This window comes from Alteromonas sp. 5E99-2 (genome assembly GCF_017368475.1).
In the GTDB taxonomy this organism is placed as follows: Bacteria; Pseudomonadota; Gammaproteobacteria; order Enterobacterales; family Alteromonadaceae; genus Alteromonas_F.
In genome coordinates this window covers 102,541-115,540 of sequence record NZ_JAFNJE010000010.1, presented here as the reverse complement: position 1 = coordinate 115,540, position 13,000 = coordinate 102,541, and the positions used below count along the sequence as shown (strand labels likewise).

Sequence of the window (13,000 nt, the reverse complement as noted above, 5' to 3'; positions counted from 1 at the left end):
TCTCTAAATAACCTTCTGAGCGCCGTATTCTTCGGAGAAAAATAGCCTCATAGAATGATAATCGAGTTAGACTAATTTAGTTTGCAATGTTTGGATAGAGCAAATAAGACAATTGCGCTATTCAATAAGATTAAGTTAGCGCAAACGGTATTTAAAGGCTGCGATTTTCCAAGGTAACGCTATCTTGACTGAATTTACCTATACTTCCTTGGCTGTACCAGTCGCCCAGTACTATTCGGGTTCCTTTGCCTTGGCTAAGCTTTACGCAATGAATATTGGGTCTGTGAGTATGGCCATGAATAAATTGCGTCACCTTGTGGTGCTCCATGGCTTTAACCACTTCTTCGGGCGTGACATCTAATATATCCGCGGCAAGATTTTTTTGTTTGGACTGGCTTTTTTTGCGGCCGTTTTCTGCAATGCGTTTACGCAATGAAAGAGGCAGGGCGAGCATCATTCTAGGCCACCACCAACTGCGGGCTTTTTTACGGAATTTTTGATAATCAACATCTAATGTACATAGCTCATCGCCATGGCTAATGAGCGTTTTAGTACCATAAAGATCAATGACATATTGTTCTGGCAACAAAGTCATCCCCGCACTTTTGGCCCATCCTTGCCGTATTCCAAAATCGCGATTGCCGTGAATAAAGTAAAGGGGAATTTTTTTGCTCAGTGCGTGAAATGCACTGGCTACACTTTCACTTAATGGCGTTACGTTATCGTCGCCAATCCAATATTCAAATAAGTCACCCAGCACATATAAAGCGTCTGCTTTGTCTGCTTCATTGGCTAAAAAATCAAGCAGGCAATCAGTAATATCCTGCCTGCTTTCACTTAAGTGAATATCAGATATAAAATACGTAAACGCCATGATTATGCGTACTACTGAGCGTTAAATTATTCGCTAACTACGGCTTTTTCTATCACAACAGATTCAAGTGGAACGTCCTGATGCATACCGTGGTTGCCAGTGGCTACGGCTTTTATTTTGTTCACTACGTCCATACCGTCTACTACTTTACCAAATGCACAGTAGCCCCAACCAGACATGCTTTCGCTTTTAAAGTCTAGAAAGGTGTTGTCTTGAACGTTAATAAAAAACTGTGATGATGCTGAATGTGGGTCGTTAGTGCGAGCCATAGCAATCGTACCTACTTCATTGCTAACGCCGTTGTTTGCTTCGTTTTCAATAGGGGCATTTGACGACTTTTCAGACATATCTGGGTTCATGCCACCGCCTTGGATCATAAAGTTAGGAATGACGCGGTGAAAAATCACACCATCGTAAAAGCCTTCTTTAACGTACGACAAAAAGTTAGCAACGGTCTTCGGTGCTTTATCTTCAAACAACTCTAATGTGATTTCGCCAAAATTTGTGTGTAAAACAACCATATTCATTCTCTCTACCTAGGCTTTAGCATTCATAATGCCGCGCATAGTATCGAATTAGGCCATGCGGATCCAGTATCGCAGTGGTACACTAAGCGCGAAAAATTTTTACAACACCAAAGGATATTTAAAAATGTTGCATTTGTACGACACCCTTTCGCAAACTAAACGACCGTTTGTGCCTATTGAAGCAGGAAAAGTGGGGTTGTACGTCTGCGGCATTACGGTATATGACTTGTGTCATATGGGGCACGCTAGAACCTATTTGAGTTTTGACGTATTGGTGCGTTTTCTTCGCTCGCAAAACTTTGACGTGACCTATGTGCGAAACATAACTGATATAGACGATAAAATTATTGCTCGCGCCATTGAAAATGGAGAAACGGCAAGCGAATTAACTACTCGTACTATCGCTATGATGCACGAAGATTTTAAGGCAATTAATTTGTTACCTGTGGATGTAGAGCCAAAAGTTACTGAGCACATTCCAGAAGTAATTAGCCTTATTGAAACCTTGATTGCAAAAGGCTTTGCTTACCCCACACCCAGTGGTGATGTTTTGTTTGATGTCAGCGCTGATAAAAATTACGGTAAGTTGAGCAAGCAAGACTTGTCTCAGCTTAACGCCGGTGCGCGAGTGGATGTTAACTCAGAGAAATCCGACCCACTGGACTTTATTCTGTGGAAAGGGGCGAAACCCGGTGAGCCTTCGTGGTCTTCGCCTTGGGGTGAAGGTCGTCCAGGTTGGCATATTGAGTGTTCAGCAATGAATCATAAGCACCTTGGGGCGCATTTCGATATTCATGGGGGAGGTTCAGATTTAACGTTTCCTCATCACGAAAATGAAATTGCGCAGAGTTGCTGCGCTTATGACACGCCTTATGTAAATACCTGGATGCATGCGGGTATGGTGCAGGTCAATGACGAAAAAATGTCGAAGTCATTAGGCAATTTCTTTACATTGCGGGATGTACTTGAAAAATACGACGCAGAAACCCTGCGTTTCTTCTTAATGTCAGCCCATTATCGTAGCCAACTGAGTTATTCTGAAGAGAATATTACTCAAGCGAAAGCTGGATTATCTCGTCTATACACAGCGCTGCGAGGAAGAACCATTACTGCTGACAGCGCTGAAGCTGATTGCGAATTTACTGCTAAATTTGTAAAAGCAATGAACGACGACCTGAACGTACCTGAAGCCTTTGCTGTGCTATTTGAAGTCGCAAAAGCGGTGAATAAAGCTGAGAGCAACCCCGCAGAAGCGGATAAACTCGCGTCTGTTTTGGTTAAATTAGGCGGTATTTTAGGTGTATTACAACTTAAGCCTGAAGACTATTTACAAGGCGTTAATGACGGGTCCAACGAAGATGTCGCAAAAATTGAAGCGCTTATTTTAAAGCGAAATACCGCGCGCGCCGAAAAAGATTGGGCAGGTGCTGATGAAGCCAGAGACGCCCTTACCGCTATGGGCGTTGTACTGGAAGACGGGCCTGAAGGGACTATTTGGCGTAAGCAATAAAAATCATATCCATCTAACAGCACTCACTATGGGTGCTGTTTTCTTTTAAAAGGATTTTTAACTTTGACATCCCCTGATATCACCTCAATTTTACCCATTGTATTGACCTTAGTGTTTTCGCTATACACGCGTAATGTTGTCATAGGGCTATTTACTGGGGTCGTCACAGCAACAGTTATGCTCACTGGTTTTAACCCTTTTTCCGTATTATCGGAGTTAGTTAAATCCCACCTTGTCGGCACAGTCACAGACAGTTACAACGCCGGTGTTATTGTGCTGATGGTCTTTATTGGTGGTTTTGTCGCGCTTATGGAAAAGTCGGGCGGTGGACCCGCATTTGCACTGCAAATAATGCAATGGATTAATAGCCGAGCACGAGCACAAATCGCGTCTTGGTGTGGCGGGATTTTAATTTTTTACTCTGACTTGGGCACGCCTCTCATTGTCGGTCCGGTTTTTCGACCTTTGTTTGATAAATTGAAAGTGTCTCGCCAAAAACTGGCGTTCATCATTGACTCTACTGCCTCTCCCGTGGCCATTTTGGTGCCTTTTATTGGTTGGGGAATATACATAATGGGCTTGATGCAAAAGGAGTTTGACAGTTATCAAGACAACTTGTCGGCATGGGATGGGTTTATTCGGGTTATTCCTTTTCAGTTTTACGCCATTTTAGCCATTGTGATTGTGCCTTTGTTAATTTGGAGAAAAGCTGATTTTGGTGCCATGGCGTTAGCGGAAAAAGCCTGTGTTACATCTTCTTCGACGTCCGAGAGCAATGAAGTACCGGCAATTCAGCCCTTTACCCATAAAAACGCGCGGGCCTCATTTGTGTTTATTCCCCTAGTTATTATGGCTTGTGTACTGGCGATTATGTTAGTGCCGCTAGGATTTCCATTTAACAGTATTCCAGGCTCTGATTTTCGAGCGGGATTAAGCAGTGCTTATTTTTTGGCCGCAGTGGCGTTAATTGGTTTAATGACCTGGTATAAAGTGAGGGACTTACAAACGAGTATCAGCTTATATTTAAGTGGTATGAATAGCATGATGAGCGTGATTGTTGTGTTAGTGCTTGCTTGGACCTTAAGTTCACTTGGCAAAGAGTTGGGCACGGCGCAATATATTGCTGAACAGGCACAGCGAGGGTTCCCTTATTGGCTATTACCCGCAGTGGCCTTTGTGCTTTCTGGTGTTATTTCCTTTGCAACTGGGTCGTCATGGGGGACCTTTGCCATCATGCTGCCTTTGGTTATTCCTACTGCCATTTCCATTGAAGCAGCCTTGTTTGTGAGCATAGGTGCTGTGTTGTCGGGAGGGTTATTTGGCGATCATTGTTCGCCTATTTCAGAAACCACTATATTGTCTGCGACAGGGGCAAATTGTAACCAATTTGACCATTTTCAAACTCAACTTCCCTATGCATTGTTAAATGGCAGTGTGGCTTTAGTGAGCTTTTTGATTGCAGGTTTTTATCAACACTGGGCGCTATTTTTGATGTCTTTATTTGCTCAACTTATTCTGGTTTTAATGCTTACCAAGGGCGCAAAGCGACAGACGCTTTTAAAAACAGATAAAAGGTAAATCTAAGGCGAGGTTAATGATAAAATTATTGTTAACTATACATAATAAAAGCTTCTCTAATGTCATTGAAAGCGACGATTTTCAAAGTTGACTTGTCTATTACCGATATGGACAGACACTATTACGCCGACCACAATTTAACCATAGCCCGTCACCCCTCAGAATCCGACAAACGCATGATGCTTCGTATATTGGCGTTTGCCATGAATGCCAGTGATTCTTTGAGCTTTACTAAAGGGTTAAGCGACGTAGATGAGCCAGATTTGTGGCAAAAAGACTACAGCGATGTTATCGAACAATGGATTGAATTAGGACAACCTTCAGAGCAGCGGATTAAAAAAGGCTGTAATCAGTCGCAGCACATGGCGGTTTACAGCTACCAAAATGGTATGTTTGATACTTGGTGGCAAAAAGAACAGTCGGCGTTAAAAGCGCGAAAAAACCTCAGTATTTACACTATTGCAGAATCGGTTATTGAAACCTTGGCACAAGCTGTAAACAGACAAATGCATATACAATGCACCATTCAAGATGGTCAAGCTTGGTTTAATTTGGGCGACGACAACATTGAAGTGAGCTTAACGACTATTCAGCTGGCGGAATAAGCGTCAAAACTCTTTTTAAACAGATCCTAGCTGCGATAAAGGGTTTTGATCAGGTGAAAACCAAACTTGGTTTTCACTGGCCCATGTACTTTTAGTATAGGCTTTTTGAATACGACGTTATCAAAGGCTTTTACCATTTGACCGGGGCCAAATTCGCCTAAGTCGCCGCCTTTTTTGGCTGAAGGGCATAAAGAGTGTTTTTTAGCGAGCTGCTGGAAATTACCACCCTTGTCTAATTGGGCTTTTAGTTTTTCAGCTTGTTCTTTGGTTTTTACCAAAATGTGGCAGGCACTGGCTCTCATAGCGAATATCATAAAATAGAATTAATAGGCGTATTTTAGGCTATTCATGACTATTGTATAGGGCTTATTTTTTACTTCTGTTTTCCAGCTCTACTTTCCAGCGTTGGCTAGATATATGGGTTTTTACTAGCTCTAAGCATTCGTTGATCACCATCATCATTTCGTCGTCAATGGCGTCGTCTTCTGGTGTGAAATCCGTCATGCCGTTTCTTAGAAATAGGTCTACTCTTTGAGCATCGATATCGCTGAGTAAATTAATGATTGATGCGGTAACAATGTCTGTGACCGCAGATTCTAGTGTGTTTTCAATAGTACTACCCACAACAGGTAACATTGAAAAGGCGGATACTTGCGAGTTGTTTTTAACCGCTTTGCCTACGCTTTGTTGTACGTGAGTACGAATAACTTCTCCGTGATCACTGTCTAATATGGAGTCGCCTAAATGATTTAAAATGCCTGCAATATAACGGCTTACTATAGGTAGGCGAGGGGAGAGAACGTTCTTTTGTACGTCTTCAATTAGTGGCGAACCAGAGGCAATGTCTTTTTGAGCATCAGAAATTACTTTTATGACGATACGGTCGCTAAGTTCTTCAATAAAAACATCAAGATAAAATGCAACAAAGCGGTAAATACCAGTGCGGTTTAAATCGATAATCTTAAATTTGTGCAACCGATATAGAATTGAAAACACTCGTAATAAACGGAACAGACGGGTTGTGGTAACTGGAATACAGCCCAATAAATCATACCAGTGAATAAAGGGGAAGAAATACCAACGAACATGATCTTTGCGTACAACAGCAACCACCCAGCGAAAAATAAATTCACTTAAAAAAATGGCGACAAAAACTAAGTCAACAAACAAAAAGTTTTCGTGAACTGGGGTGTATAAGGTTACTAATTTGAGGATATAATTTTCAATTAAACTGTGAATTAGCTTGGTTTCAAAAAGCGCGTCGAATGCTAGCCAAAGTAAGTTAAACATGACTATGCCAAGCATAACCAAATCTAACACCAACCATGGAGCCTCTTGGCTCTTTCTTAAATTTTCCCTGCTAAATCCCAACATGGTGTATTAACTCGTTGAACGGGTAACGTCGACATGGAGTACTAATTTTTGCCCTGGCTGCAAATAGCGCTTAGGGTTTAAATCGTTCCATTTAACAATATCCTTTGTTTTTACATTAAACTTGGACGCAATGCGAGATAAAGAGTCTCCTTGGCGAACTTGGTAGGACACTTTTCTTATAATAGCGTCTTGGCTTTGTGAGTCGCTAACTGTGTTTACCCACACCACTAATTCTTGGCCCAAGTGTAAGGTATCTTTGGGAGACATGCCGTTCCATTTCGCTAAAGAACTGATTTCTACTTTGTACTCTCGGCTAAGATCCCAAAAGTTATCACCGGGTTTTACCGTATGGATAAATTTATGGGCACCGCGTTTTTTGTTTTGGGTTTTTGCTAAGCGCTCTTCGTTAGATAAGGAATAACTAGAAAGAGACTTAAGCGCAACAGGCACCATTAAATGTTCGCCGGCAATAATTCTATTAGACCTTAACTCATTGACTTGTTTTATTATCTCAGGCGTTGTGTGATATTGCTTTGCAAGCTTAAGTAAGCTATCACCGGATTTAATTTTGTGCCTAACCCAATTTAATCTGTCTTTTGTGTCGGTGCCTGCAATAGTCTGTGAAAACTGTTCAATATTTGCAATCGGAAGTAATAAGCGATGAGGCCCGTCAGGGTCTGTTGCCCATCGGTTGAAACCTGGGTTTAATGCTTGTAATGCTTCAACATCAAGGCCTGCCATATCAGCAGCAAAAGCTAAGTCGATTTGAGAATCAATTGCGATAACGTCAACCACGGCGACATTGTCTACTTCAGGCCACTCAAAGGCGTATTGATCTTGATGTTTCAAAATATCGGCGAGCGCGAGAAGCTTAGGGACATAAGCGCGAGTTTCTTTGGGTAAATCTAAAGACCAAAAGTCGGTAGGTTTTCCGGCTCTTTTGTTTGCGCGAATGGCTCGTCTAACTCGGCCTTCACCACTGTTGTAGGCGGCAAGGGCATGTAACCAATTGCCGTCGAAGAATTTGTGTAAATAAGCTAGGTAATCTAATGCCCCTTGAGTCGATGCGATAACGTCTCTTCTTCCGTCATACCACCAGGTTTGTTTCATGCCAAATTGTTTTGCCGTGCCGGGAATAAATTGCCACATACCCGACGCTCTGCCATGAGAATAGGCAAAAGGGTCATAAGCACTTTCTACTATAGGTAACAAAGCCAGTTCTAACGGCATATCATGCTGTTCAATTTGTTCCACTACATAATGCAAGAAAGGTCGTGCGCGATTGACTACACGCTGCATGTATTCGGGGTGTTTTAGGTACCAATTTCTCTGGCTAACAATACGTTGCTGTTGAGGTATTGGAAAATTCAGCTGATGGGATACACGTTGCCAAACGTCGGTAATGGGAACTGGCGTAAAGTCTTTAGTTACCTCTGGATCAGGTAAGGTTAACACGACTTCTTCTTCTGGATGAATAACGTTAATTACGCCATTTTCAGCTTCGTTTACTTCATCTACAGATTGAGATTCTTGGGTAGTATCATTACTGAATAAGGGAGCTGAACTGCAACCAGATAACAACCCTGTTGTTACTAACGCAAACCAAAAATTTACTGCATTGCCTTTCATTTACTTTACCAAACACTGACGCACAAAGCGGGTTAGTGTAATGGGTTTATGAAATTATTTCACCTTTGCCTTAAAACTTGTCTTTCCAGCCTCGTATGGCTGCAAAAGCAGATACCGAATTAGCGACTTTTTGCTGGGTGTGTTTTTCTAAAAAAGGCCAATTCTCTTGTATATCAGCTCGTAAAAACGGATTAATACTGCGTTCTAATGCCAAGTTGCTCGGGAGTGAAGGGAGCCCAGCGCTACGCAATTGCTTTACTGACTCGATTGCTGTTTGAATGTCTTCATTATTGGGCTCTACAGCTTGAGCAAAATTCAGGTTTGCAAGAGTGTATTCATGAGTGCAATACACCTGCATGGTATCGGGCAGTGAGCAGATTTTTTGCAACGAAGACCACATTTGCTCCGGCGTACCTTCAAAAATACGACCACAGCCAGCACAAAATAGGGTGTCACCGCAGAATAACGCGGTGTCACTGTAATAGGCAACATGATCTAAGGTATGCCCTGGTACTTCTAAAACACGCAGCGGCATATCTAAATTTGCGAAGCTAACGGTTTCATTTTCTGCAACTAAGTGGGTTAAGCCTTTTGTTTTAGAATTTTTTGGACCGATGACAGGGATATTTTTATAAACACTTGTTAATTCTTGTATGCCTGCAGTGTGGTCAGCATGATGGTGAGTAATTAAAATAGCGTCTAATCTTAGCCCATGTTTGTTTAAGCTTTCTATGACAGGCGCAGCATCGCCTGGGTCGACGACAACAGCGTAGCAGCCATCGTTAATACACCAAATATAGTTGTCGGACAGTGCCTGTATGGGAAAAATGTTTAGATCGCTTGCCATGATCTCTAATCTCGTCTAGTGTCGAATTACAGTGTAAACGAACTATGATATCAATGCGATCAGCAAGAACCAATAAAACCTATAATCAGCCTCAAGATTGGCAGAGCTTTACGCAAGGGAATAGCCTACACAAAGCCTGTGAAGCTGAATGCAACAGGTTAGCCAGTCGTATGTTTGGTTATCATTTAGTTAAGCTTGGACCATTGTCCGACGCCATTCAATTAACGGATTGTTCTATTCGTAACCAAGTTACCTTGCACAATGGAAGCGCGAAACCAAATGTAAAAGCGTTGAACACGGAATTGCCATTACAAGGAAATTCTGTAGATGCGTTCTTTTTAACGTTAGAACTGGATTTTTCTGCTGATCCTCACCGTATGCTGCGAGAAATAGATCACAGCATTACCTGCGATGGGCACATTTTGTTGTGTGGTTTAAACCCATTGAGTCTGTCTGGAATAATGAAATTACTGCCTTTTTCTCGTAATCATCCGTTAAAGCAAGGACGTTTTTTCTCGCCGATGCGGGTGAAAGATTGGCTGCAGTTATTACATTATGAAATTGTAGAAGAAACTTGTTTTTACTATCGCAACGTATTTTCAAATTGGACTGTGCCAATAAACGATAAAACCGCAGGTTTTGCTAGCCAGTACTTGTCGCCCTATTTAGGGTGGAGCGGGGCTGCGTATTGTATTTTAGCGAAAAAACAAACCATTCCCATGACCAAGATAAAGAGTAAGCGAAGAGCGGCGCGCAAGTTTGTTCCCTTAAGCGCCGCGAACTCAGCTAATTCTGTTGTGTCGCCGGTTATTTCACCTTCATCCCAGGCTGCGCACCGTCGTGAGGCTCTAAAATAAACAGGTCTTTGCCACCAGGTCCAGCTGCTAGTACCATGCCCTCAGACAAACCGAAACGCATTTTTCTTGGGGCCAAATTAGCAACCATGACAGTGTGTTTACCTATTAAATCTTCAGGTTCATACGCTGACTTTATACCTGCAAATACTTGTCGGCTTTCTCCACCTAAATCCAGTTCTAAACGCAGCAATTTATCGGCTTTCTCAACGCGCTCTGCATGAGCAATTTTAGCAACCCGTAAATCGACTTTAGCGAATTCGTCAAAGCTAATTGTAGGCGCAATTGGATCTTTAACCAAAGGGCTGTCAGCTTGCGCTTTTGCTTTACTTTGCTGGGCTGCTTTTAAGTCTTCTTTTGACGCATCGACAATTTTTTCGATAGTCGCAGGTTCAACTCTTTGCATCATGGCTTTAAATTTATTAATACCATGACCTTTTAACACGGTTTGAATGCTGTCCCATGTATAGGTGTCATTCAAAAATGCCTGGGCTTTGTCGGCTAACACTGGTAATACAGGTTGTAAGTATATGGTTAATATACGGAACAAGTGAATACCGAGTGAGCAAACATCATGGGTAAAGGCTTCTTTACCTTCTTCTTTAATGGTTACCCAAGGCGCGTTGGCGTCGATAAATTGATTTGCTTTATCTGCTAAGGCCATAATTTCACGAATAGCGGCGCTGTATTTGCGTTTTTCAAACAACTCAGCAATGCTGCCTTGTGCTTGTTGGAATTCGTTTAACAGGGCAGTATCAACAATATTGTCAGACAAGGTACCGTCGAAACGCTTGGTGATAAAGCTTGCACAACGACTGGCAATATTAACCACTTTACCCACTAAATCTGCATTCACCTTTTGTACAAAGTCTTCAAAGTTAAGATCGATATCGGTGACGCCGTCGCTCAGTTTTGACGCGAAGTAATAGCGTAAATATTCTGGCTCTAAATGGTCTAGGTAAGTACGGCCTTTAATAAAGGTGCCTTTTGACTTAGACATTTTTGCGCCATTTACGGTAACGAAGCCATGTACATTTACACCGCTCGGTTTACGGTAGCCTGCACCTTCTAGCATTGCTGGCCAGAATAGGCAGTGAAAATAGGTAATGTCTTTACCAATAAAGTGGTACAGCTCGGTGTCTTTGCCTTCTGTCCAGAAGTCATCGAACTCCAAGTCGTTTTGTTGGCAAAAGTTAAGGAAACTCGCCATGTAGCCCACAGGTGCATCTACCCAAACGTAGAAAAACTTATTGGGCGCACCCGGTATTTCAAAGCCAAAATAAGGAGCATCTCGGCTGATATCCCATTGTTGCAAACCGGTTTCAAACCACTCCTGTAGTTTGTTCGCCATTTCTTCTTGAATTGCACCGCTTTGCAGCCAGTCTTTCAACATGCCTTCAAACTGAGGAAGGTCGAAGAAAAAGTGCTCGGATTCTTTCAATACAGGCACAGCACCGGACACAACGCTTTTTGGGTTTTTAAGTTCTGTGGGACTGTAGGTTGCACCGCAACTGTCGCAGCTGTCTCCGTTTTGTTCTTCACTGCCACAGGTAGGGCAGGTACCAGTCACAAAACGGTCTGGCAAGAACATTTCTTTTTCTGGATCGAACAATTGATTAATTGTGCGCTTGCTAATGTAACCTGCGTTATCCAACTTGGTGTAAATTGCTTCGCACAACACCTTGTTTTCTTCAGAATGAGTCACATAATAGTTGTCGTAGTCGACCAGAAAATCTTTTAAATCTTGGTGATGCTCTGCGCGGGTTTGTTCAACCATTTGTTCCGGTGTAATACCAAGCTCTTGGGCTTTAAGCATAACGGGAGTGCCGTGAGCATCATCAGCGCAAACCGCATAGCATTCATGGCCTCTTAATCGTTGAAAACGAGCCCAAATATCGGTTTGAATATGTTCTAATAAATGCCCAAGGTGGATAGACCCATTTGCATAGGGAAGGGCACTGGTAACAAGAATGCGACGTTTTTGATTCATAAGCCTCGAACTGTTCGACTAAGATTGACTAATTTTAATGGGCGGAATAGTAACGGAAATGCCTAAATTTTGCATTAGCTTTGCATAAGGAGCGCTATGTTTTTTTCAAAAAGTTCAAAAGACGGTGAAAATCACGAGGAAGAGTTCATTAAAACCTTGGCTCATGGTGTAGCCAATTTGTTTGAACTTGCCGACCCTGAATTACCCTTAAATTGGTTTGAATTTGCTGAAAGTAAGATAACAATTACTTTTCCATTTGCGTGCGTTTCTGAACATAAAACCGTTGAATTTCTGGCTTTTTCTATTGCAAAAGAGCACGAAGTCAGTCTTGATTCAGTGGACATGCTTACTAAAATTACAACCCGAGCGGCAGCACTTCCTCACATTACGAATATTCGCAATATTGTTGCGGTTTCGTCGGGCAAGGGCGGAGTAGGGAAAAGTGCTACTGCAGTGAACATTGCTTATGCACTAATGCAAGAAGGGGCTAGCGTCGGTATTTTAGATGCGGATATTTATGGGCCGTCTATTCCGACCATGTTGGGAACCAAAGACGCTCATCCTGAGTCACCTGATGAACGGATTATGATCCCCATTGAAAAAGACGGCATAGTGACAAACTCTATTGGTTATTTAGTGCCAGACGAAGACGCAGCAGTCTGGCGTGGCCCTATGGCCAGCAAAGCACTAATGCAGTTGTTAAATGAAACCCAGTGGCCCGTGTTAGATTACCTTATTGTGGATATGCCTCCGGGGACTGGAGACGTGCAATTGACCATGGCACAACAAGTTCCACTAACGGCATCTATCGTAGTTACTACACCACAAGATTTAGCGTTAGCTGATGCACAAAAAGGCATTGATATGTTTGCTAAGCTGAATATTCCAGTGTTGGGGTTAGTTGAAAATATGAGCTCTTATGCATGCTCTAACTGCGGTCATACTGAATTTATTTTTTCGCAAAACGGTGGCACAAAATTATCAGAACGGCACGACATTCCACTGCTGGGGTCGTTACCCTTGTCAATATCTATCCGTGAATACGCCGACGCAGGCAAGCCACTGCCCATTCATTCACCACAAAGTCTATTGGCTAATCAATACCGAGAAATCGCCAGAACTCTATCATTACGGGTTGCGTTAAGCGCGGTGCGCAGTGAAAACGAAGAAAAACACATTGTGGGTGAACCAATAAATGTAATACAAGATTGA

The 13,000-nt window shown here is 42.4% G+C and carries 12 protein-coding genes; 5 read left to right on the top strand and 7 right to left on the bottom strand.

The annotated features are described in order from the left end of the window. Positions 1–151: 151 nt before the first annotated feature. Positions 152–874 (bottom strand): UDP-2,3-diacylglucosamine diphosphatase, encoded by a 723-nt coding sequence (locus J3L16_RS11565; RefSeq protein WP_207613138.1) that lies wholly within the window; start codon positions 872–874, stop codon positions 152–154. A gap of 26 nt (positions 875–900) precedes the next feature. Then, the gene (locus J3L16_RS11560) at positions 901–1,395 is read right to left on the bottom strand and encodes a peptidylprolyl isomerase (protein WP_207613168.1); all 495 of its coding nucleotides are present in this window, start codon (positions 1,393–1,395) and stop codon (positions 901–903) included. A 130-nt stretch (positions 1,396–1,525) separates the two neighbouring features. Between J3L16_RS11560 and cysS the strand changes: the two genes are divergently transcribed. The 3 genes from cysS to J3L16_RS11545 all read left to right on the top strand — a co-directional run bounded on the left by cysS (position 1,526) and on the right by J3L16_RS11545 (position 5,094). After that, complete coding sequence (gene cysS, locus J3L16_RS11555) at positions 1,526–2,911, top strand: cysteine--tRNA ligase (RefSeq protein WP_207613137.1); 1,386 nt, start codon at positions 1,526–1,528, stop codon at positions 2,909–2,911. Positions 2,912–2,974: 63 nt separating this feature from the next. Next, a complete protein-coding gene (locus J3L16_RS11550; protein ID WP_207613136.1) occupies positions 2,975–4,489 on the top strand; it encodes a Na+/H+ antiporter NhaC family protein in 1,515 nt (504 codons plus the stop codon). Between the two features lie 59 nt (positions 4,490–4,548). After that, positions 4,549–5,094, top strand: coding sequence for a YaeQ family protein (locus tag J3L16_RS11545; RefSeq protein WP_207613135.1), 546 nt, complete (start codon positions 4,549–4,551; stop codon positions 5,092–5,094). A 26-nt stretch (positions 5,095–5,120) separates the two neighbouring features. Here the strand turns inward: J3L16_RS11545 and J3L16_RS11540 are convergent, their stop codons facing one another. The 4 genes from J3L16_RS11540 to gloB all read right to left on the bottom strand — a co-directional run bounded on the left by J3L16_RS11540 (position 5,121) and on the right by gloB (position 8,944). Continuing rightward, positions 5,121–5,396, bottom strand: coding sequence for a peptidylprolyl isomerase (locus J3L16_RS11540; RefSeq protein WP_207613167.1), 276 nt, complete (start codon positions 5,394–5,396; stop codon positions 5,121–5,123). 64 nt (positions 5,397–5,460) lie between these two features. Beyond that, a complete protein-coding gene (locus J3L16_RS11535; protein WP_207613134.1) occupies positions 5,461–6,468 on the bottom strand; it encodes an ion transporter in 1,008 nt (335 codons plus the stop codon). A gap of 6 nt (positions 6,469–6,474) precedes the next feature. After that, positions 6,475–8,097, bottom strand: a complete 1,623-nt coding sequence (locus J3L16_RS11530; RefSeq protein WP_207613133.1) for a LysM peptidoglycan-binding domain-containing protein — start codon at positions 8,095–8,097, stop codon at positions 6,475–6,477. A gap of 70 nt (positions 8,098–8,167) precedes the next feature. After that, on the bottom strand, positions 8,168–8,944 hold the full coding sequence (gloB, locus tag J3L16_RS11525; protein ID WP_207613132.1) for a hydroxyacylglutathione hydrolase: 777 nt from the start codon (positions 8,942–8,944) through the stop codon (positions 8,168–8,170). 53 nt (positions 8,945–8,997) lie between these two features. Between gloB and J3L16_RS11520 the strand changes: the two genes are divergently transcribed. Then, positions 8,998–9,801 (top strand): SAM-dependent methyltransferase, encoded by an 804-nt coding sequence (locus J3L16_RS11520; RefSeq protein WP_207613131.1) that lies wholly within the window; start codon positions 8,998–9,000, stop codon positions 9,799–9,801. On the opposite strand, the gene metG is transcribed toward J3L16_RS11520, so the two are convergent. Further along, positions 9,752–11,788 carry a methionine--tRNA ligase gene (gene metG / locus J3L16_RS11515; protein WP_207613130.1) on the bottom strand — a complete coding sequence of 679 codons (2,037 nt, stop codon included), beginning with the start codon at positions 11,786–11,788 and terminating at the stop codon, positions 9,752–9,754. The genes J3L16_RS11520 and metG overlap by 50 nt on opposite strands. Before the next feature lie 96 nt (positions 11,789–11,884). Between metG and apbC the strand changes: the two genes are divergently transcribed. After that, a complete protein-coding gene (gene apbC / locus J3L16_RS11510) occupies positions 11,885–13,000 on the top strand; it encodes an iron-sulfur cluster carrier protein ApbC (RefSeq protein ID WP_207613129.1) in 1,116 nt (371 codons plus the stop codon).